Source organism: Kitasatospora sp. NPDC058444 (assembly GCF_042721415.1).
Classification (GTDB): domain Bacteria; phylum Actinomycetota; class Actinomycetes; order Streptomycetales; family Streptomycetaceae; genus Kitasatospora.
The window spans coordinates 83934-102881 of the sequence record NZ_JBHXLL010000030.1 but is presented as its reverse complement, the minus strand read 5'-3'; the positions used below and the strand labels follow the sequence as shown (position 1 = coordinate 102881).

Here is an 18948-nt window from a genome sequence, read left to right as displayed (position 1 = left end):
AAAAACTATGGTCCTTGGTTCTGCCAGCTATGGAGGTCGTCCGTGAGCACCGAGCGCGAGGTTGGGCCCACCGGGCCGCAGGGGGAGCAGCCCGCGGGCCTGGGGGCGGCCGAGTCCGCTTCCGAGGGCCCCGCGCAGGGCGGGCACCAGCCGACCATGGCCTTCCGTCGGGTGCCCGAGCCGGAGTCGGGCGCCGTCGAGGCCGCTGCCGGCGGTGCGGCTGCCGTTGAGGCGGCGCCGCCCGTCGACGCCGTCGCGGCCGACGCCGCTGCGGCTGAGGGTGGGCACAAGCCCACCGTCGCCTTCACCAAGGTGCCCGCGCCGGAGGCCCCCGCTGCGCCCGCTGCGCCCGCCGCGCCCGTGGCGCCTGCCGCGCCCGCCGCCGAGGAGCCGGCCGTCGACCCGTCCACCGGCTACATCGACGCGCCGCCGCCGGTCCTGCCGCCCGCCCCGCAGGCTCCGGTGGCCCCCGCCGCCGCGCCCGCCGCCCCGGCCCTGCCGCCGGCCGGCAACCCGTACGCCACCCCGACCCACGGCGTCCCAGCCGCCGGCGCGCACGAGGGGTACGGCGCCGCTCCGGCCGTGCCCGCCGCCCCCGCCGCGCACGGCCACCACCCCTTCGGGGCCGGCCAGCCGCTCGGCGGCTGGGGCCCCGCCCACGACTCCACCTCCGGTGGCGCGGGCTACCCCGGTGGCCCGGCGGGCCCGCTCGGCTACCCGGCGGACCACTTCGGCGGCCCGGCCGGCCCCGGCGGCCCGCGCAAGAAGCGCGGCGGCCTGGTGGCCCTGATCGCGGCCGTCGCGCTGGTCGCCGGTGTGGCCGGCGGCGCGCTCGGCGTGAGCGTCGCCGACCGCGCCGAGAGCAGCAGCTCCGCGAACGACCACCGCAGCACCACCGTCCAGGCCAGCGACACCCAGAAGAACGAGCCCGCCCCCGGCTCGATCGCCGCCATCGCGCAGAAGGCGCTGCCCAGCGTCGTCACCATCAAGGCGCAGGGCAACGGCGAGTCGGGCACCGGCACCGGCTTCGTCTTCGACACCGAGGGCCACATCCTCACCAACAACCACGTGGTCGCGCCGGCCCTCAGCGGCGGCAAACTGACCGTCAAGTTCGCCGACGGCACCTCCTACAGCGCCTCGGTGCTGGGCCATGCCGAGGGCTACGACGTCGCCGTGGTCAAGATCGACAACCCGCCGAAGAGCAAGCTGGCCCCGCTGCCGCTGGCCGACTCCGACAAGGTCAACGTCGGCGACGCCACCGTCGCGATCGGCGCGCCGTACGGCCTGGAGTCCACCGTCACCAGCGGCATCATCAGCGCCAAGGACCGCCCGGTGGCCTCCGGCGACGAGACCGGCTCGCAGGCCTCGTACATGAACGCCCTCCAGACCGACGCGTCGATCAACCCCGGCAACTCCGGCGGCCCGCTGCTCGACTCCGGCGGCGCGGTGATCGGCATCAACTCGGCGATCCAGTCCAACGCCTCCGCCAACGGCCGGGCCGGCAGCATCGGCCTGGGCTTCGCCATCCCGATCAACCAGGCCAAGTGGGTCGCGGACACCCTGATCAAGACCGGCAAGCCGGTCTACGCCAAGCTCGACGTGCTGCGCAACGACGACTACAAGGGCGACGGCGCGCAGATCCAGACCAAGGACATCCAGGGCCAGCCGGCCGTCACCCCCGGCGGCGCGGCCGACAAGGCCGGCCTCAAGCCGGGCGACGTCATCACCAAGCTCGGCGGCGTGCCGATCGACAACGGCCCGGCCCTGGTCAGCCGGATCTGGACGCACAAGCCCGGCGAGACCGTCGACGTCGAGTACACCCGCAACGGCCAGACCTTCAACACCAAGGTCACCCTCGGCCAGCGCGAGGGCGACCAGCAGTCGTGACCCCGGGCGGCGGAAACGTGTGCACCGAACCCCGCCGGACCCGTTAGGCTGACCTCCGCCTGGAGAGCTGCCCGAGCGGCCTAAGGGAACAGTCTTGAAAACTGTCGTGCGGTGACCCCGTACCGTGGGTTCGAATCCCACGCTCTCCGCCGGTAGGAGAACCACCTGCTCAGGGCGGGTGCCGAGACCACTCGGCACCCGCCCTCGGTGTTTTCCGGGATGGTCGAGGGGCGGGTGCGGACGCCGGCCGGGGAACGGCCGGGGAACGGATGCGGGCGGTCGGGTTGACCCTGACACGGTGGCAGGGGATGGAGTGGTCGCACCATGTTGAACATCGGAGACTTCGCCAGCCACGGCCGGGTGTCGGTGCGGATGCTGCGCCACTACGACGCGATCGGACTGCTGCGGCCCGCCCGGGTGGACCCGGTCAGCGGGTACCGCTTCTACGAGGCGTCCCAACTCGCCCGGCTCAACCGGGTGATCGCGCTCAAGGAGCTCGGCTTCACGCTGCAGCAGGTGCGGGCCGTCCTGGACGAGCGGGTGGACGCGGCCGAACTGCGCGGGATGCTGCGGCTGCGGCGTGCCCAGCTCGCCGAGGCGATCGCCGCCGACGAGCTGCGGCTGGCCCGGGTGGAGGCGAGGCTCCGGACGATCGAAAGTGAGGGGACCATGTCCGCACACGATGTCGTGGTGAAGCGGGTGCCGTCCGTCCGGGTGGCCCAACTGGCCGGTGTGGCCGCGAGTTACGAGCCGGAGGACATCGGGCCGGTGATCGGGCCGCTGTTCACCGAGCTCTGCCGGAGGCTGGACGAGGCCGGGATCGAGGCGACCGGCCCGTCCGTCGCCCGCTACCAGGACGCGCCGGAGGGCAACGGCGCGGTGCTGGTCCTGGTGGCCGTCCCGGTCGGCCCGTCGGTGCGGCCGGGCGAGCACGGTGTCGAGCTGCTCGACCTGCCGCCGATCGAGGAGGCGGCGACGATCGTGCACCGCGGCCCGATGGACGAGGTGCTGGGCACCAGCCAGGAACTGGCCCGGTTCATCGAGGAGAACGGCTACCGCTCGGCCGGCTACGCCCGCGAGCTGTACCTGGAGTGCCCGGATGACCAGGCCGGGTGGGTCACCGAGCTGCAGGAGCCGGTGGTCCGGCGCTAGCCGCGCTCGCCCTCGACCGGGTCGAGGGTCCTGGCGTCGCCCGGCATGGCCGCCGCCGGCGCACCGACGCCGGCCGCGCCCTGGCGCATGTTGCCAGGGCTGGTGCCGTCCGGGCGGCGCCCCTTTCCCGCCTGTCCGCCTCGACTCCCCGCCCGCCCCTCGGCCCACTTGCCCGGCTCCTGCCGTCCGGGCAGAGTGCGGAGGTGGAGGCGGGCGGCGAGTGGAGGCGGCGATGAGTGATCTGACGGACCGACTGGCGCAGGGCCTCCCGGACGGGGCCGTCGTGGTGGACCCGGACGTGACCGCCGCGTACCGCCACGACATGGCGGGCTTCTGCGCGGCCGGGCAGCCCGCGGTGGTGGTGTTCCCGGAGACGGTCGAGCAGGTGCAGCACGTGCTGCGCACCGCGACCGAGCTGCGCGTCCCGGTGGTGCCGCAGGGAGCCCGGACCGGGCTCTCGGGCGCGGCGAACGCGGTGGACGGCTGCGTCGTGCTGTCGCTGGTGAAGCTGAACCGGATCCTGGAGATCGATCCGGTGAACCGGATCGCGGTGGTCGAGCCCGGTGTGGTGAACGCCGAACTCTCCCGTGCCGTCGAGGAGTTGGGGCTCTCGTATCCGCCGGACCCGTCCAGCTGGGAGTCCTGCACGATCGGCGGCAACATCGGCACCGGGGCGGGCGGGCTCTGCTGCGTGAAGTACGGCGTGACCAGCGAGTACGTGCTCGGGCTGGACGTGGTGCTGGCGGACGGGCGGCTGCTGTCCACCGGTCGCCGGACGGCGAAGGGCGTGGCCGGGTACGACCTGACCAGGCTGTTCGTCGGCTCGGAGGGGACGCTCGGGGTGGTGGTCCGGGCGGTCCTGTCGCTGCGGCCCGCGCCCGCTCCCCAGTTGGCCCTGGCGGCGGAGTTCCCGAGCGCGGACGCGGCCGGGGCGGCGGTCTGCGAGGTGATGGCGCGGGGGCTGACCCCGTCGCTGATGGAGCTGATGGACGCGGTCTCGGTGCGGGCCGTCAACGAGTTGGGTCGGATCGGCCTGCCGGAGTCCACCCAGGCGCTGCTGCTGGTGGCCTTCGACGGGCCGGACCGGGTGGCCGAGCTGGAGCGGGTCGCGCAGCTGTGCCGGGAGGCCGGGGCGACCGAGGTGGTCCCGGCCGACAGCGAGGCGGAGTCCGACATGCTGCTGGGTGCCCGGCGGATGGCCCTGCCCGCGCTGGACCGGTTGGGCACCACGATGATCGACGACGTGGCCGTGCCGCGTTCCCGGCTGGCGGAGATGCTGAACGGTGTCGCGGTGATCGCCGAGCGGCACGGGTTGACCATCGGGGTGGTCAGTCATGCCGGGGACGGCAACACCCATCCGATCGTCATCTTCGACGCCTCGGACGAGGAGCAGACGGCCCGCGCCCAGCGCTCCTTCGACGAGATCATGGCGCTCGGCCTGGAGCTGGGCGGCACGATCACCGGGGAGCACGGGGTGGGGCTGCTGAAGCGGGACTGGCTGGCCCGTGAGCTGGGCCCGGTGGCGCTGGACCTCCAGCGGCAGCTGAAGGCGGTCTTCGATCCGCTGGGAATTCTGAATCCCGGCAAGATGATCTGATTTCCACGGAGTCATCTCCCCGGATCCGGCGGGGCTTTCACTCGTGCCGTCGTGGTGTGACGTTCCGATGGTCGGTGAATGGCGGGGAAAAGTCGACATGGAAGGGTGATCGAACTTTTCAGGGGCGCATTCACGGGTCCGTGCGCGCCGGGGTGGTGCGACCGGCGGATCGTGTGACGTCGTCGCGCCGCTCCCCGAGGCGCCATGATCGCTGACCGTTCGGGTGAAGTCCCAGGTCAGATGAGGTGTGTCGGCGCGCTGTCCGGTTTCCCGGGCGTCATGCGCGGCTCGGCTGGATATCACGCTAACGGGGGAAATCCACGGCGTGAGCTGGTGCTTTGTCGATTTGTTGCGGAAGGCTGTCTTCCGGCGTCGCAGCCCGCAGGTGTTCGTCCGGTCGACGAACCTTGCGCACCCTGATCGACCACTGCACGATGAACAGCTCTTCGGAGGCATTCATGGCTCGCATCCCCACCCGGCGAACAGCCGGGCTTCTGTTCGCCGGCCCACTCGCGGCCGGTCTGCTGCTGGCCGGTGCCGGTGCTGCCGCCGCCGACGAGGGGGCGGGCGCCGAGGGCGGCTCCAACGCCGGGGTGGTCTCCGACACCGGTTCGGGCAACGTGTTCGGCGGGGTCGACGGCAACTACGTCTCCACCCAGCAGACCGCCACCGGTTCCGGCGGCTCGAACCAGGACAACACCATCGCGGTGAAGGACAACGCCGGGAACGTCCAGGGAGGTCAGGGCAACAAGGACGTCAACGTCGTCGTCGCCCCGACCTTCAACTGACCGGTCGCACGGCCGGTCGCACGGCCGGTCGGTCGATCGATCGGTCGGTCGGTCGATCGGTCGCACCGCCGAGAGACGGCACCGGGCACCACGGAAGGCGGGGGCGCCGGACGTGGGTGGCCGCGGCTGAGCTGAGCAGCCGCGGACGGGCCCGGACCGGGTCGGAGCGGTCGGAACCGACGCCGACGCAGCACAGCACCGACGCACCACAGCACCAACGCAGCACAGCACCAACGCAGCACACCAGAGGGAACAACGCATTCGACCGGCAGGCGGAAAGGGTCACCGCGAAACCGGTCTCGTGGGCGGTGCCGCCATCGGCACCGCCCACGAGTGCGTCCGGCGTCGGAGCGCCCCGCGCCGGCCCCGGAATCCCCGCCGACCGGCCCGTGCCGCCCGGCGTGACGACCCCGGAACCGCCCGCCGACCGGCCCGGATCCGTCCACGGAGGGCCCGCGCCCGGAGCCGTCGGTCCACGGCGGTACGGTTGCGCTCCGACAGCGCACCACGTGCCCGGGCCCGGAAGGACCGGCCCGGCCGGGGTGGCGACCGCGGCAATCGGAAGGAAGGGTGCGCGATGGCGGCGGAGGAGGAGGGCCTGACGGGCCCGGGCGAGGCCAGGCCCGCACCGGAGCCCGGTTCGGAGCCCGCGGCGAACGCGGTGAACGCGGCGAACGCGCGCCCGGAGCCGTCCCCCGAGCCGGTCCACGAGCACCGGTCCGGTCCCGGGTCCGTTCCCGAACTGCTGCTCGGCCGTCCGCCGATGGCCCGCCCGCTGCCCTCCTTCGACCACGAGGCCGCCCCCGCCGAGCCGGGCCCGCTGTTCGTGGACTGGCTCGCCACCGCGCTGCACGCCGGGGTGCTGGACCCGCAGGCCTTCACCCTCTCGACCGTCGACGCCGACGGCATGCCGGACGCCCGGGTGCTGGTGCTGCGCGACGTCGACGCGGCCGGCACCGGATGGAACTTCTCCGCGGCCGCCGACAGCCCCAAGGGCCGTCAGCTCGCCGGCCACCCGGCCGCCGCGCTGACCGTCTACTGGCCGCAGCTGGGCCGCCAGGTCCGGGTGCGCGGCACCGTCGAGCGGGCCGCCGACCTGGTCGCCGCCGCCGAGTTCGCCACCCGCTCGCCCGCCGCCCGGGTCGGCGCACTGGTCGGGCGGCAGAGCGAGCCGCTGGGCTCCTTCGACGAGTACGACGAGGCGGTGGGAGCCGCCCGCCGCCGGCTGGAGACCCACCCGGACGCGGTCGCGCCCGGGCACGCGGTCTACACCCTGTGGGCGCACGAGGTGGAGTTCTGGCAGGGCGACGCCCAGCGCCGGCACATCCGGCTGCGCTACACCCGGACCGGTCCGGTCAGCTGCCCGGAGTGGTCGCGCACCCTGCTCTGGCCCTGAGGCGTCCGCCGCGAAGGCCTCCCGGAGCAGGCACCCCGGCGCACCCGCCCCGGCCCCGCGCGGCTATCGCCGCCCGGTCAGCGTGGCGCCCACGCTGGCCGCGACCACGCAGCCGATCCCGGCCAGCTGCGGCACGCCCAGCAGCTGGCCCAGCACCACCAGCCCGACCAGCGCGCTGACCGCCGGCTCCAGGCTGACCAGCACGCTGAACACCCGCTGCGGCATGCGTCGCAGCGCGGTCATCTCCAGCGCGTACGGGATCACCGGCAGCAGCAGCGACACCCCGGCCACCGCGGCGAGCAGCGCCAGCGGCGAGGCGCCGGGCGCGGTCAGCCCGTCCCAGGCCGGGCCGAGCCCGAACGGCGCCAGCGTCAGCGCGCCGACCGTCATCGACACCGCGAGGCCCTGGAAGCCCTGGAAGGTCGCGCCGACCTTGTCGGTGAACAGGATGTACAGGGCGTAGCAGGCGGCCGCCCCGAAGGCGTACAGCAGGCCGACCGGGTCGAGCGACCCGCCGCCGTCCCCCTCGCCGAGCAGGGTCAGCAGCACCACGCCCGCGGCCGCGAGCAGCGCCCAGAGCAGGTGGCTGGCGCGCCGGGCGAAGACCAGGGCGACCGTGAGCGGGCCGAGGAACTCGATGGTGGCGGCGGTGCCCATCGGCAGCCGGTCGATCGCCCCGGCGAACAGGAAGGTCATCCCGGCCGAGGCCATGCCGAGCAGCGCGGCCGCGGCGAGGTCGCGCGGGCGCTTGTCGCGCAGCTGCGGCCGGGTGACGGCGAGCAGGATGACGGCGGCGAAGCCGAGCCGCAGGAAGGTCGTGCCGCTGACGCCGAGCGGGCCGAACAGCGGCTTGGACAGGGCGATGCCGGTCTGCACCAGGAACATCGCGGTCAGACAGAGAAGCGGCGCCGGGATCCGCTCCGGGCGCCGCAGGATCTTGCCGAACCGGCCGGTCGATCGGCCGGGGTGGACCTCGGGTGGCGCCGCGGGGCCGGACGCCCCACCTCGTCGCCAGCTTCCCCGCTCGCCGGCAGGCTCGCCCTTGGGGGCGGGCGGCATGGCAAGGGCCTCGGCGACGGCGGCGGCCGAGGACGAGGCGGCGGGGGTTTCGCTGGTATGGGAGGTGGGCATGTTCGTGAGTTTGCCGTAAGGAGTGATGAACGGGCAAGCTCGTTACAAAAAACGGGACGGATGCGGACGGGTACGGCCGAAAGGGTGGACTCGCGCGGGCGCTGCGGCGTGGTTGCCGCAGGCCTCCGACGGTCCGTCAGTATCAAGGCGGGGTGCGCTATCTCCGCCCCGCCGCCGTCCTCGCCGCCGCCCTCGCGCTCCTGTCGGCCACCGACGGGACGGGCGTGAACGCCGAAGCCGCCGTCCCGGCCGCCGTCGCCGCCCCGCGCATCCGGCCCGTCAAGCTGCCCGACCGGGCCGGCCCGCCCCGGGACCACGACACCTGGAGCGGCCCCGCCTTCGACGCCTGCACCGCGCCGTCGCTCGGCACCCTGAAGGCGTGGCGCGAGGCCTCCCCGTACGGGGCGGTCGGCATCTACACCAGCGGCTCCCAGCGCGGCTGCGAGCAGCCCCGGCTCACCGCCGAATGGGTGCGCCAGGCGCGGGCGCTGGGCTGGCGGTTCCTGCCGGTGCACGTCGGACTGCAGGCGCCGTGCGCCGACCCGGGCCACAAGCCCCAGCGGATCGACCCGGCGAAGGCCGCCGAACAGGGCCGGGCGGAGGCGGACGAGGCCGCCCGGGCCCTGCGCGCGCTCGGGCTCGCCGAGGGCAGCCCGGTCTACCTGGACATCGAGGCCTACCCGCCGCGCGACCCGGTCTGCGGCCAGGCCGTGGTCGACTTCACCCTCGGCTGGACCGCCGGCCTGCACGCCGCCGGCTACCGCTCGGGCTTCTACTCCAGCCTCGACTCCGGCATCGCCGACCTCGCCGCCGCCGCCCGGGCCGGCAGCTCCCCGATGCCCGACGCGCTCTGGTACGCCCGCTGGGACGACCAGGCCGACACCGACGGCTCCGGCGGCCTCGCCCCCGACCTCTGGAGCCTCCACCAGCGCGTCCACCAGTACCACGGGAACATCGAGGAGACCTTCGGCGGCGCCACCCTCACCGTCGACCGCAACCACGTGGACGGCCCGACCGCCCACTGAGACCTGCCGGTAGGGTGGCCCCTCGATCCAGCACGGGGGGAACGGCATGGCGAACGGTCAGGGGTACGGCGGCACCGGCGGGTACGGCGCGCCGCCGCCGCAGGTCCCGTACGGACAGGCGCCGTACGGGCAGGCGCCGTACGGGCAGAACCCGTACGAACAGAACCCGTACGCGCAGCCGGCGCCACCGCCGCAGCCGCAGCCGTACCCGGCCCAGCCCCAGCCCCAGCCCCCTGCTCCCCGACCGCTGTACGCCGCCGCCCGCCCCGGCGGCTTCCCGGGCCCGGCGCCGCGCCGCAACCGGGCGGCCGTGCTGCTCCAGTTCCTCCTCCAGTGGATCTACGCCCCGCTCTGGGTCCTCGGCCTGGTGCTGCTCTTCGTCGTCCTGATCTTCGCGGACTACAACGGGAGCGGCCCCAGCTCCGACGGCTGGCTGAAGGTCAACCGCAGCTTCGTCCCGCCGCGCCGGCTGCGGGCCGAGCTGTCCGGCCGGCCGGAGCACTGGGAGCGCTACGTCGCCCCGATCCTGGCGCGCCGGATCGCCGCCGCCGAGGCGGCCCACGCGGCCGGCGACGGCGAGGTGCAGGCCGACCTCGGCCGGGTGGTGCAGATCCGCCTCCCGCTGCGGCTCTACCGCGGGCTCGGCGCGGCCGGGGTGGTCCGGCTCGCGGAGCGGCACGGCTGGCACGGCGTGGCGGCCGGGACGGACGCCGGACACGTCCGGCTCGCCCGCCACTTCCCCGCCCCGGCCGCCCTGAACGCCCCCTCCCCGCAGGACCCGCCCGCCGCCCCGGGCACCCCGTGGGGCCCGCAGCCGGTCCGCTTCGCGCCGCTGCTGCCGTTCGTCTTCCTGCTCCAGATCCTCTACGTCCCGGTGTACGGCCTGCTCACCTGCTGGGTGAGCCGCCCCGAGCCCGACCACTGGGACCGCTGGGGCGCCCGCTGGACCGTCGGCCCGCGCGCCTTCCGCGCCGAGTTCACCGACAGCCCCGCCGCCTGGGACCGCCACATCCGCCGCATCCTCGAACGCGACGCCACCCGCCTCCGCGCCGCCGCCGCCCGCACCCCCGGCACCACCCCGGTGCACCGCATCCGGCTCAACCGCGCCACCTACCGCGGTGCCGGCGCCCAGCAGGCCCTTCGCCTCGCCACCGAACACGGCTGGACCCTCGACCCCGCCTACGCCCCCGACCCCGCCAACTCCCTCCGCCTCACCCGCCCCGACCTCCCCTGACCGCCGGCCACCGGGCCCCGGCGGCCGATGGGCTGCCGACGACTCCCCGCCCTCGCGGGGCCGGAGGGCGGAACCGGGACGCATCCGTGATCCGTGCAACGGGGTCGGGATGCTGACAGCGGGGGGTGGGGGCGGCACAATCGGGCACGTCCGCGCGCATTACCGCCCGGTAGGTGCCGCAGGAGCAGCCCCCAGTGCCCTCAGGTCGAGGAGGACCCGTGTTCAGCACGATGCAGGACGTACCGCTCACCGTCGCCCGAATCCTGGAGCACGGGTCCACGATCCACGGCCGCTCGACCGTGACCACCTGGGACGGCACCGGGCCGGTCGTCCGCAGCTACGCCGAGGTCGGCGCGCGGGCGGCGCAGCTCGCGTGCGCGCTGCGCGACGAGCTGGGGGTGACCGGGGACGACCGGGTCGCCACCCTGATGTGGAACAACGTCTCTGAAACACTCGCAGCCTGACCTGTGGGAACGTGATCGGTGCGGCACTGGCCACGGCAGCGGAACAGCAAGCGGCCCCCCACCCGGGTTCCGGGCGGGGGGCCGCTTGCGAGGCCCTACTCGGGGCAGCTCGGCGAGCATGCCCAGATGGAGTACCCGGGGCCGCTCGCGGCTTCCTGGTGGCCTACAAGAGCTGGGCTGGTGGCTTCCCGCTTGCACCGGGTGCAGTAGATCGGGCCGATGCGGGGCCAGTCCTCGCCGAGGGCGTTCGCGTGGTTGTTCCGGTGGAACGGGTCGAGCATGCAGGGGGAAGTCAGGGGGCGACGCAGGGCGCCGCACTTCGGCCTTGTGGTGGTCGCCGGGGCCATTACGCCACCGCCCCGAGGGCGTGTGCACCCGGGTAGCTGTAACCGGTGTCCGGCCGGCCCTCGGCGGCCGCTAGCAGTGCTTCTTGACGCAAGTACTGGCGCTCGATCTCGTCGAGCTCGGCCCGCCACCCGTCACGGTCGATGAACGGCCGAACGGTCGGCCCCTGATACAGAACCTCTTGCTGAGCCCACGGGTTCGCTCGCTGCGCCCACGGGGCGCAGTACTGTCCGGTGATCTTCGGTCGGATCGGTTCGCGTGCGGGCTGGTGCTGCGCCTCGGAAGCGGCTTCGCGCTGTGTCTCGATGGCGCGAGTGAGCAGGGAGAGGATTCCGAGGCGGATCGGGGCGAGGGGGGACGGTCGTCCGCGGCGGCCGGTGCCGGTGGCGAGAATCGTCCTGAGGAATTCGAGCAGGGCGGTAAGGTGTCGCACGTCGCAGCTCCCAATAGCTGTTGACTCTGCCCTGGGGCCGTTCGCGCGGCCTCGGGGCTTTCTTGTGCCTGAAAGTACAGGGGTTCGCTATAGGTGTCTACAGACATCTACATGGTTCGTCACGGTATGTTCGACTCCCCGCGTGTACGGTCCTCCTGTGTTTCAGTTCGATGCCAGCCGCCCGAAGTGGCCGCAGATCGTTGCAGAGGTGCGCGACCGGGTTGCGCGCGGTCTCTACGTGCCGGGCCAGCGGATCACGGCAACCGATCTTGAGATCGAGTTCGGGGTCACTCGGGTGACCATGGGCAAGGCGATGGCGGAACTGCGCCGGCTCGGCGTCGTTCGCACCGAGCACGGCATGGGAAGCTTCATCACGGGTGCGCTCGGCGAGGAGAAGTAGGCCCCGCCCGCCTGTCAGCTTGCGGGGCCGATTCCGGCCGACTCGGTGGTGCCGTCAGTCTTCATCGCCGGGGTTGGTACGGCGCTGCCCCTTGGAGAGCAGCAGTCGCGTGTACTCGGCGCCTTCGGGAGTGAGTTCCTCGTAATGATCGATCGGGTCACCCTTGAGAACGGTGTCGGTGGCGCAGCCGGTACACCATGCGTATCCGGTGTCGAGGTCCCGGATCGTCGGTTCGGCACGCTTGCACCAGTAGCACCGGCCGACGAGCAGGGTTTTGGCGAGGCAGTCGGCGCACCAGTTCTGTCGGCTCTCGTGGTCGTAGAAGCGGGGTGCTTCCGCGCCGCAACGGTTGCACGTGCGTCGGTGACGGCCGCGGGTCACCGACGATGGCCCGGTCAGCGGTACGCCCGCAGTACGGCAAGTTCCCGGCCGTTCTGGATGGCCGGGCCGACCTTGTCGAGGTCGAGTGCGTCGAGGTAGCTGCGGAGCGCCGTCCGGGCGTTCTCGATAACGCTCTCGATCGGGTACGCGCCGAGCGTCGGCGGGAGCGCCGCCCTCACGTCGAGGTCGTTGGCGGCCTGGCCGACGAGTTGCTGCACTACCCAGTGCAGGGTGAGCAGTTGCACTCCGAGGGTGATGTGCAGGGAGTGTTCGTCCTCGGTGGTGCTGCCAGCGTGGACCCAGCCGCGCGGGATAAACAGGGTCTGGCCGGCCGTGAGAGCGATCGTCTCGGAGTCGCGTTTGACCCGGTCGAGTTCCTCGGGGGTGAATCCAACGGCGGTCCATCGGTGCTGTTCGAGCGGGTCGACGAACACCGGGGGATGTAGCTTCCACACCTTCGTCCCCTCGACTTGGGCGAGGAAGACGTGATGGGTGTCCCAGTGAAAGTCGTAGCCGGTCGAGGCCGGCGGGGTGAGGTACACGTTCGCGGTGATCGGGTGGCCGAGTTGCGAACCGAGTTGGCGGGCGGCGTTTTGGAGCGGCGGCCACGTGAGGTGGAGGCCGTTGAGCACCAACGTGTCGGTGGGGTGGTCGGCGTCCGGCTGTGTCGGGGTGGGCGCGCCGTCTCGAACCATGCCGAGGTCGAACGGGCGCATGGTCGGGTCGGTGACGATGCGTCGGGCGGCGCTGCGGTCGAACAGCTCGGCGAGCTGGTCGCGGTTCACCGTGTAGACGGTGGGGCGGTCGGGCCACCGGGTGAGGAACTGGTCCGGATCGCCAACCAGTCGACGCAGTGCGGACATTCGAGTTCTCCAGCGCGCAATCGGGGTGGCTCCCCGCGGCTGCGCGCCGCCGCGGGGAGCCGACGTTACTACGGATTGATCAGGCGATGAGGTCGTCGAACTCGCCGGCCTTGGCGCCCTCGACGAACGCGCGCAGCTTGTTCCTGGTGCCGATCAGCGGCACCTGCTCCGGGTCGGTGGTGATACCGATGGCGATCCCACCGTCGGGGGTCACGGCGAGGCCGATGGAGTCGTCGAGGTTGTCCCGGTTGCTGCGGCTGGACTTCACCCAGTTGAGGCCGGGCATGGACTCGGGGTTGTAGTGCGGGACGGGCACAGCGGTCATGATGTTGTTCCCTTCGTGTTGTGGCCGGGCGTTGTTGCGCGGCCGGGTGTTGGTGGTGTCCTGCTGCCGGCGCAGGGCCCGCCCGGGAGGGCGGGAGTCTGGGGAGGCACGACGGCCTCGGGCTGGAAGGTTGTCGGGGAGGTCCCGCCCGTCCGCTGCGGGGGTGTGCGCGTACGGGCGGGACCGTTTCGCGCCAGGACACCGACCCGGAACAGCCTTCGGGCGGTGGCGCGACCCGTCCCGGTCCAGCACCGGGACGGGGGTCTGTGGGCTAGGAGGCGACGGGCTCGCCGAAGAACAACAGCGGCAGCCGGCGGTCGGACGCGCGGGCGTCGAGGGCCTGCCGGACGCGCCGGGCCTGGTACGGGGCGAGCTCGTCGAAGTCGCGCGGGCGCACCCAAACCAGAGCTTCGATCTCCTTGAGGGCCTTGGCGGGGATGGACAGCGCGTCGGCTTCCTTGGCGCTCAACGTCCCGCCGTCGATCACGACGTTGAGCCCCTCGTTCGCGCCGGTCTGCTCGTTCTCCGGCACCTGGTCGAGCGCCAGGAAGTGCGTCGGCTCCATGCGCAGGCCGGTCTCCTCGCGCAGTTCCCGCGCGGCGGCCAGGGTGATCGACTCGCCGGCGTGGGCGGCGCCGCCCGGCAGGATGAGCTCGTCGCGGTAGGTCGTCTTCACGAAGAGGACGGCACCGGTGTCCCCCCGGTCGAGCACCGTCACGCAGCCCAGACGGCGCCGCGGTTCCTGGTCGTGCGGGTTGTCGCTGTGTGCCATAGGTTCCCCTTGGATGATGGTGTGGGTGGTCACGGCCTGACTGCCGCGCGATCGAAGGTGTTCGCGAGGAACATGCCGAACTGGCGGACGCGCGGGGCGCTTACGGCCGTCTCGCTGGTCCAGCGGGCGCCCGCCCGCTGCCAGTAGGCGCGTGCCGAGGGGTCATGTGTCAGAGCTGCCAAGTTGTCGAGCAGTTCGTCGTCCGTCATGACCCGGGCCTGGTACTTCGCGCACAGCAGTGCGATCAGCCGGTTCATGTGCAGGGCGGCGGAGCGTTCCTGTTCGGGAAGCAGTCCGAGGGTCGGGTGCTCGGCATACCGCTCGGGGTGGTTCACGCCGTCCTGCATCAGCCGCTGATGCATGTTCGCTGCTTCGAGGACGAGTTGACGGTGTAGATCCTGGTGGCCGACCACCAGGCGGGCGACGCCGATTCCCGCCAACGCTCCGACGCTGAGCAGTACGGCGTGTGCGGTCCGCACTATCGAACCCAGCGGTAGCACTGCGCGTTGCTGGGCGCACCGCAACCGCACATGCATCCGTCCTGGTTCGCGGTCGTGTCCATGGTTCTCCTCAGTCGGTCGGATTCAGCGGTGGAACCCGCCCCGGCTCGGCTCAGCAATGGTGGACGGCCGGCATGGCCGGGGCGGGAGTCTTGGGCCGATCCCTCTGCCCTGAGAGCACCCGCACAGGGCAGAGGGGCGGCGTAGCGCTCGACGGGGCTCGTTTCCCCGGAGCGCGCCCGGCGTGGTCTGCGGCACCTCTGCGCATCCGCCGCCGGGAGTCGTGGGCCGTGCCCCCTGTCCTGTGACTGCGGGACAGGACAGGGGGCACAGTTGCGCGCATCTGGGGGGCACGACTTCCCCGTTTGCGCGCGCCGGTACAGCGGCCATGCTCAAACCGCCGTACCGGGTAGCCCACGTAGATCCCGGATCTGAGCGTGACCTACGTGGGCGGGTCTAAGGGTCAGCCGTCCGGCGAGGTCAGCCGGGCGAGGTTGGCGGCGTATCCGGGGGCGTTGCGAGTGAGGCTCGCCGCAGAACCCGGCCGGCGGAGCAGGGACTTCATCGTCACGGGTACCTCTCTCGGTCGAGCGTGGGCAGGCGCCAGAAGGGGCGGCGCGGTCGGGGTCGGGCATGCCGGGCCCCGGTGCGGACAGGGGTATCCCGCTGTCCGGCGTACTGCCAGGCCCGATCGGTGAGCTCGGCCAGACAGCTGGCGCACGCGGTCATGGGCGCGGTCACTCCGCCCGGGGCGGTCACGCAGCCGATCCACACCACGGGCGCGGCCTGCCTGCAGTACAGCCAGCAGACCCCCGGCGCCCAGTCGGCCCCGTCACCGTGTTGAGCCGGCAGCGGACGGTCACCCGCCGCTACGGTCACGGCGGACACCAGGGACGTCACGGCGACTTCGCCGAGGGCGAGACCATCACCGGCATCGCCTCCATAGGCAAGTCCGCCTGCAGCCGGTACGACATGTGGTCCGGGCTGGTGGCAGCCACGTGCTCCGTCACCCACGCGTTGAACGCTTCGACCCGTCCCATGACGTGGGATGTGGCCCCGCACCGCACGCCCTTTTCGTCCTCGGCGACGCAAACGAGCACGTACTCGGGCGGGGTGATCTGTGCGCTCTCGTCGACCCTGACGGTGAACAGGGGGGAGAGCACCACCGCGGCCACCGCGGGGGCGTCTCCGAGCGGAGTGTCGAGGGCACGTTTCGCCCCGTCGATCTCGCCCGAGAGGATGATCTGATTGCGCGTCATATCTCTGTATCCGCCTTGTTTTGGCGCTCCGGTTTCCTTCACCGACTGTGCCTCCAGCGTGACGCGGCGGCGGTACGCTGACTAGGTGCGGCGTGTTTCCAGCCGGACTCGAAACATGCGGAGGTGGACGCAGTGGCCTTCCAGCCGAGGGAACTCACCCCGGAGCTCTCGCCCCGGCACTTCTACGGCTCTGAGATCCGGCGCTATCGCGAGATGAACGGCAACATGTCGCTTGACAGCCTCGCGAGCATCGTCAAGTTCTCTAAGGGCTACCTGTCCCGGATCGAGGGTGGGATCTCCAAGCCGCCGCCGAACTTGTCCGAGCTGCTCGACAAGGCGTTCTTGACCGATGGGCACTTTGGTCGGCTGTACCCCCTTGCGGCCCGGGAGCAGTTCCCCGACAGGTGGCGACAGTTCATGGAGCTCGCCGAGGTGGCGGTTCTGCATGAGGAGTACACGGTCACCATCCCGGGCCTCCTGCAGACCTTCGAGGTTGCATCGCGCGTGCTGCGCGCTGGTCAACCGTTCGCCGCAGACGAAGAGATCGGCGATTGGCTCGACACCCGAATGCGTCGGCAGGACCGGCTAAACCGGGCACAACCAGAGGCGCGGTACTGGTTCATCCTCGACGAGGGGGCGATCCGTCGTCCGATCGGTGGCCCACAGGTGATGGCGGCTCAACTGCAACGACTGCTTGACGTCAGCCGGTTGGCGCATGTCACCGTGCAGGTTCTGCCGTATTCGTCGGGGGAACACTCCGAGATGGGCGGGTCGCTCTCGCTGCTCACTCAACCTGACGGCGAGGTCATCGCCTATGAGGAGTCATCCCGGGAGGGCTACCTCTTCGATGACCCGGACGAGGTGAAGGTCCGGCGTGCGTTCTACGATCTGCTGAGGGCGCAGGCGGCATCTCCGAGAGACTCCTGCGCGATGATCGAAGCGGTATTGAAGGAGTTCAACGATGCAGTCCGACAAGGCGGCCGCTCGGTGGCGGAAGAGTAGTTACAGCAACGGGAGCGGTGGCAACTGCATCGAGGTCTCGGACAGCCTCCCCGGGGCCGTCCCTGTGCGCGACTCAAAGGACCCCGAGGGCCCTGCCCTGGTGTTCCCTGCTGCCGCTTGGCAATCCTTCGTCACTGCCGTCCGCGCCGGAGACTTCGGCACCATCTGACCTCTCCAACGACAAAGGCGCCCCCGGTACCGGCATCATGCCGGTACCGGGGGCGCTGTGCTGTTTACGGGGGGTCGAGGTGGGCGGTGCGCTGGTCGACGCGGTCGACGGCGTCGCGGAGCGAGCTGCCGGAGTTGGGGTGCAGCTCGTGCTCGACCGCGGCGATCCGGTGCTCGATCTTGTCGAGCCGGGTCATGACGCCGGGTCGGCCGGGGACGCCGGGGCGGTCGGGTACGCCGGTCCAGTCGTCGACGACGTCCTCGACGCGTTGCGCGAGGCGGCGCGCGCCTCGGGTGGCTCGCCAGAGCAGGCCGAGCGCGGCGGAGAGGGTGATCACCGCGCCGGCCCACAGCAGGATGTCGTCGAGGCGGCCGGCGCCGGTGGGGTCGCTCACTCGGTGGTGCCGTCCTTCGGGGTGCGCAGCCACGCGGGCAGCAGCTGCTCGACTACGTCGAGCGCCATCACGCGCGTGATCGCGCCGGCCACGGTGAGCGCGACGGCGATGCCGGGCAGGGTCTGCGGGATGCCGGCGGTGGAGACGAGCAGGGGGAGCGCGGCGAGCAGGCCGAGCAGGGCCTGCAGGCCGGTGCGGATGGTGCGTCGGGTGGCGTCGGTCAAGGGGGTGCCTCCTGTTGGTGGGCGCCCGGGGCCGGCCGGCCCCGGGCGGGTCAGTTAGCGGACGGTGAAGCCGTGCCGGGCGCCGAGCTGTTCGAGGGAGGCGCGGCCGGGGATGCCGTCGGCCGCGGTACCGCGGTATCCGAGGGAGCGCTGCCACGCGGCGTAGGCCGAGACGGTGCGCGAGCCGAACGAGCCGTCGCCGGTCCACCGGCCGTCGAGCAGGCCCTCGGCGGCGAGCGCGGCCTCGACCGGCCGGACGGCGTCGGGGTAGGTGGTCCCGCCCTGCGGGAGTCCAGGGTCGCGGCGGGCGGCGGCGATCACCTGGTCGAGGTCGACGACGGCCTGCTCGCCCGGCAGCGCGCCGGCGAACAGGCGGCGCAGGGATTCCTCGCCCGGGACGCCGTCGGCAGCGCTGCCGCTGTACCCGAGGGAGCGCTGCCACGCGGCGTAGTTCTCGGTGTCGGCGTCGCGCCAATCCTCGTCCGGACCGACGGTGTAGTGCTGGCCGTAGCCGGCTGCGACGAGAGCCTCGCCCACCTGCCGGACCTGCGGTCCGTGGGCGCCGTAGCCGTACTCCTGCCCGCCGATGGTGACGCGGTAGCGGGCGGGGCCGGTCGGCTGCGGGTCGGGGGCCGGCGAGGGGTCCGGTCCCGGCTCCGGGGCGCCGTTGGCACGGGCGACGATCGCGGGGAACACGATGCTGTGGAACTGCGCGACGCGGGCGTCGCCGGGGCAGGCCGTGCCGGTGGTCGACCACGACCGGAACAGCCGGTGGTAGCCGTAGCCGGGGTCGTCCGGGGTGCGGCAGATGCGCAGGGGGATGTCGTGCTGGTGGTGGAGCCAGACGCCCAGGGCGACGAGCTGCTCGACCTGCTCGGGCGTCCACGGGTCGGTGTGCTCGCTGTTGGACTCGGTCTCGATGCTCACGGCGCCGGTGCCGTCCGGCCGGCGGTTGGCCGCGGCGGATGCGTCGGCGCGCGTCTCAGTGCCGATGAACTGCGCGAGTTCACCGTCGTAGCCGAGCCCGAACGTCGACTCCAAATTCGTGCTGTCGTGCCAATACTCATAGATGCGCCGCGGCGTCCACTCGGCCGCGATGCTGTGCACGATGAGCTGCGTGGGGACGATGGCCGGCTGCGCGTCGCTCTCGGGCTGCAGCTCCATGCGCTCTGCGCCGGGGTACCACGACATAGGGGTGTCTCCAGAC

Annotated in this window: 22 protein-coding genes, 1 tRNA gene and 1 pseudogene; 12 read left to right on the top strand and 12 right to left on the bottom strand. The window is 72.4% G+C overall.

Annotated features, from left to right (window positions below; all coding sequences use genetic code 11):
* Positions 1–42: 42 nt before the first annotated feature.
* The 4 genes from ACFWP2_RS27505 (at position 43) to ACFWP2_RS27490 (ending at position 4636) form a co-directional block, all read left to right on the top strand.
* The gene (locus ACFWP2_RS27505; RefSeq protein WP_380456203.1) at positions 43–1887 is read left to right on the top strand and encodes a S1C family serine protease; all 1845 of its coding nucleotides are present in this window, start codon (positions 43–45) and stop codon (positions 1885–1887) included.
* Positions 1888–1948: 61 nt separating this feature from the next.
* Positions 1949–2036, top strand: a tRNA-Ser gene (locus ACFWP2_RS27500).
* 175 nt (positions 2037–2211) lie between these two features.
* Positions 2212–3039: a MerR family transcriptional regulator gene (locus ACFWP2_RS27495; RefSeq protein WP_380456201.1), complete on the top strand. Its 828-nt coding sequence runs from the start codon at positions 2212–2214 to the stop codon at positions 3037–3039.
* Between the two features lie 232 nt (positions 3040–3271).
* Complete coding sequence (locus ACFWP2_RS27490) at positions 3272–4636, top strand: FAD-binding oxidoreductase (RefSeq protein WP_380456199.1); 1365 nt, start codon at positions 3272–3274, stop codon at positions 4634–4636.
* Positions 4637–4940: 304 nt separating this feature from the next.
* Here the strand turns inward: ACFWP2_RS27490 and ACFWP2_RS27485 are convergent, their stop codons facing one another.
* Complete coding sequence (locus ACFWP2_RS27485) at positions 4941–5096, bottom strand: hypothetical protein (RefSeq protein ID WP_380456197.1); 156 nt, start codon at positions 5094–5096, stop codon at positions 4941–4943.
* Here ACFWP2_RS27485 and ACFWP2_RS27480 point away from each other — a divergent pair.
* Together ACFWP2_RS27480 and ACFWP2_RS27475 are read left to right on the top strand one after the other, a co-directional pair.
* Complete coding sequence (locus ACFWP2_RS27480) at positions 5095–5424, top strand: hypothetical protein (protein WP_380456195.1); 330 nt, start codon at positions 5095–5097, stop codon at positions 5422–5424. The two genes, ACFWP2_RS27485 and ACFWP2_RS27480, sit on opposite strands and share 2 nt — an antisense overlap.
* Positions 5425–6001: 577 nt before the next feature.
* Entirely contained in the window at positions 6002–6820 is an 819-nt protein-coding gene (locus tag ACFWP2_RS27475; RefSeq protein WP_380456193.1) for a pyridoxal 5'-phosphate synthase, read from the top strand.
* Between the two features lie 63 nt (positions 6821–6883).
* On the opposite strand, the gene ACFWP2_RS27470 is transcribed toward ACFWP2_RS27475, so the two are convergent.
* The gene (locus ACFWP2_RS27470) at positions 6884–7951 is read right to left on the bottom strand and encodes a DMT family transporter (protein ID WP_380456190.1); all 1068 of its coding nucleotides are present in this window, start codon (positions 7949–7951) and stop codon (positions 6884–6886) included.
* 152 nt (positions 7952–8103) lie between these two features.
* On the opposite strand from ACFWP2_RS27470, the gene ACFWP2_RS27465 reads away from it, so the two are divergent.
* The 3 genes and pseudogenes from ACFWP2_RS27465 to ACFWP2_RS27455 form a co-directional block, all read left to right on the top strand.
* Complete coding sequence (locus ACFWP2_RS27465) at positions 8104–8976, top strand: glycoside hydrolase domain-containing protein (protein ID WP_380456188.1); 873 nt, start codon at positions 8104–8106, stop codon at positions 8974–8976.
* Positions 8977–9022: 46 nt separating this feature from the next.
* Positions 9023–10210, top strand: a complete 1188-nt coding sequence (locus ACFWP2_RS27460; protein WP_380456186.1) for a hypothetical protein — start codon at positions 9023–9025, stop codon at positions 10208–10210.
* Positions 10211–10428: 218 nt separating this feature from the next.
* Positions 10429–10668, top strand: a pseudogene (locus ACFWP2_RS27455) (fatty acid--CoA ligase); the annotation flags it as partial.
* 352 nt (positions 10669–11020) lie between these two features.
* On the opposite strand, the gene ACFWP2_RS27450 reads toward ACFWP2_RS27455, so the two are convergent.
* A complete protein-coding gene (locus ACFWP2_RS27450; protein WP_380456184.1) occupies positions 11021–11452 on the bottom strand; it encodes a hypothetical protein in 432 nt (143 codons plus the stop codon).
* Positions 11453–11609: 157 nt separating this feature from the next.
* Between ACFWP2_RS27450 and ACFWP2_RS27445 the strand changes: the two genes are divergently transcribed.
* Positions 11610–11852, top strand: a complete 243-nt coding sequence (locus ACFWP2_RS27445; protein ID WP_380456182.1) for a GntR family transcriptional regulator — start codon at positions 11610–11612, stop codon at positions 11850–11852.
* Positions 11853–11906: 54 nt separating this feature from the next.
* Here ACFWP2_RS27445 and ACFWP2_RS27440 read toward each other — a convergent pair whose 3' ends face one another.
* The 6 genes from ACFWP2_RS27440 to ACFWP2_RS27415 all read right to left on the bottom strand — a co-directional run bounded on the left by ACFWP2_RS27440 (position 11907) and on the right by ACFWP2_RS27415 (position 15952).
* Positions 11907–12233 (bottom strand): hypothetical protein, encoded by a 327-nt coding sequence (locus tag ACFWP2_RS27440; RefSeq protein ID WP_380456179.1) that lies wholly within the window; start codon positions 12231–12233, stop codon positions 11907–11909.
* A 14-nt stretch (positions 12234–12247) separates the two neighbouring features.
* Positions 12248–13096, bottom strand: a complete 849-nt coding sequence (locus ACFWP2_RS27435; RefSeq protein WP_380456177.1) for a JmjC domain-containing protein — start codon at positions 13094–13096, stop codon at positions 12248–12250.
* Between the two features lie 79 nt (positions 13097–13175).
* Complete coding sequence (locus tag ACFWP2_RS27430; RefSeq protein WP_380456175.1) at positions 13176–13421, bottom strand: DUF397 domain-containing protein; 246 nt, start codon at positions 13419–13421, stop codon at positions 13176–13178.
* 271 nt (positions 13422–13692) lie between these two features.
* Positions 13693–14193, bottom strand: coding sequence for an NUDIX domain-containing protein (locus tag ACFWP2_RS27425; RefSeq protein WP_380456173.1), 501 nt, complete (start codon positions 14191–14193; stop codon positions 13693–13695).
* Between the two features lie 29 nt (positions 14194–14222).
* The gene (locus ACFWP2_RS27420; protein WP_380456171.1) at positions 14223–14729 is read right to left on the bottom strand and encodes a DUF6082 family protein; all 507 of its coding nucleotides are present in this window, start codon (positions 14727–14729) and stop codon (positions 14223–14225) included.
* A gap of 860 nt (positions 14730–15589) precedes the next feature.
* Positions 15590–15952, bottom strand: coding sequence for a hypothetical protein (locus ACFWP2_RS27415; protein ID WP_380456169.1), 363 nt, complete (start codon positions 15950–15952; stop codon positions 15590–15592).
* Between the two features lie 123 nt (positions 15953–16075).
* Between ACFWP2_RS27415 and ACFWP2_RS27410 the strand changes: the two genes are divergently transcribed.
* Both ACFWP2_RS27410 and ACFWP2_RS27405 read left to right on the top strand, forming a co-directional pair.
* Positions 16076–16954 carry a helix-turn-helix domain-containing protein gene (locus ACFWP2_RS27410; protein ID WP_380456167.1) on the top strand — a complete coding sequence of 293 codons (879 nt, stop codon included), beginning with the start codon at positions 16076–16078 and terminating at the stop codon, positions 16952–16954.
* The gene (locus tag ACFWP2_RS27405) at positions 16914–17123 is read left to right on the top strand and encodes a DUF397 domain-containing protein (protein WP_380456165.1); all 210 of its coding nucleotides are present in this window, start codon (positions 16914–16916) and stop codon (positions 17121–17123) included. The genes ACFWP2_RS27410 and ACFWP2_RS27405 overlap by 41 nt, the downstream gene beginning before the upstream one ends.
* Before the next feature lie 64 nt (positions 17124–17187).
* On the opposite strand, the gene ACFWP2_RS27400 is transcribed toward ACFWP2_RS27405, so the two are convergent.
* The 3 genes from ACFWP2_RS27400 to ACFWP2_RS27390 are packed head-to-tail and all read right to left on the bottom strand — an operon-like array spanning position 17188 to position 18905.
* Positions 17188–17517 (bottom strand): hypothetical protein, encoded by a 330-nt coding sequence (locus ACFWP2_RS27400; protein ID WP_380456163.1) that lies wholly within the window; start codon positions 17515–17517, stop codon positions 17188–17190.
* Complete coding sequence (locus ACFWP2_RS27395; protein ID WP_380456160.1) at positions 17514–17741, bottom strand: hypothetical protein; 228 nt, start codon at positions 17739–17741, stop codon at positions 17514–17516. The genes ACFWP2_RS27400 and ACFWP2_RS27395 overlap by 4 nt, the downstream gene beginning before the upstream one ends.
* Before the next feature lie 54 nt (positions 17742–17795).
* Complete coding sequence (locus ACFWP2_RS27390) at positions 17796–18905, bottom strand: peptidoglycan-binding protein (RefSeq protein WP_380456158.1); 1110 nt, start codon at positions 18903–18905, stop codon at positions 17796–17798.
* Positions 18906–18948 lie beyond the last annotated feature (43 nt).

Bases quoted from the DNA above. Each gene is read 5' to 3' on its own strand.
- ACFWP2_RS27495 (WP_380456201.1), top strand. From the start codon at position 2,212: ATGTTGAACATCGGAGACTTCGCCAGCCACGGCCGGGTGTCGGTGCGG.
- ACFWP2_RS27490 (WP_380456199.1), top strand. From the start codon at position 3,272: ATGAGTGATCTGACGGACCGACTGGCGCAGGGCCTCCCGGACGGGGCC.
- ACFWP2_RS27480 (WP_380456195.1), top strand. From the start codon at position 5,095: ATGGCTCGCATCCCCACCCGGCGAACAGCCGGGCTTCTGTTCGCCGGC.
- ACFWP2_RS27485 (WP_380456197.1), bottom strand. From the start codon at position 5,096: ATGAATGCCTCCGAAGAGCTGTTCATCGTGCAGTGGTCGATCAGGGTG.
- ACFWP2_RS27475 (WP_380456193.1), top strand. From the start codon at position 6,002: ATGGCGGCGGAGGAGGAGGGCCTGACGGGCCCGGGCGAGGCCAGGCCC.
- ACFWP2_RS27470 (WP_380456190.1), bottom strand. From the start codon at position 7,951: ATGCCCACCTCCCATACCAGCGAAACCCCCGCCGCCTCGTCCTCGGCC.
- ACFWP2_RS27460 (WP_380456186.1), top strand. From the start codon at position 9,023: ATGGCGAACGGTCAGGGGTACGGCGGCACCGGCGGGTACGGCGCGCCG.
- ACFWP2_RS27435 (WP_380456177.1), bottom strand. From the start codon at position 13,096: ATGTCCGCACTGCGTCGACTGGTTGGCGATCCGGACCAGTTCCTCACC.
- ACFWP2_RS27430 (WP_380456175.1), bottom strand. From the start codon at position 13,421: ATGACCGCTGTGCCCGTCCCGCACTACAACCCCGAGTCCATGCCCGGC.
- ACFWP2_RS27425 (WP_380456173.1), bottom strand. From the start codon at position 14,193: ATGGCACACAGCGACAACCCGCACGACCAGGAACCGCGGCGCCGTCTG.
- ACFWP2_RS27420 (WP_380456171.1), bottom strand. From the start codon at position 14,729: ATGCATGTGCGGTTGCGGTGCGCCCAGCAACGCGCAGTGCTACCGCTG.
- ACFWP2_RS27415 (WP_380456169.1), bottom strand. From the start codon at position 15,952: ATGACGCGCAATCAGATCATCCTCTCGGGCGAGATCGACGGGGCGAAA.
- ACFWP2_RS27405 (WP_380456165.1), top strand. From the start codon at position 16,914: ATGCAGTCCGACAAGGCGGCCGCTCGGTGGCGGAAGAGTAGTTACAGC.
- ACFWP2_RS27390 (WP_380456158.1), bottom strand. From the start codon at position 18,905: ATGGAGCTGCAGCCCGAGAGCGACGCGCAGCCGGCCATCGTCCCCACG.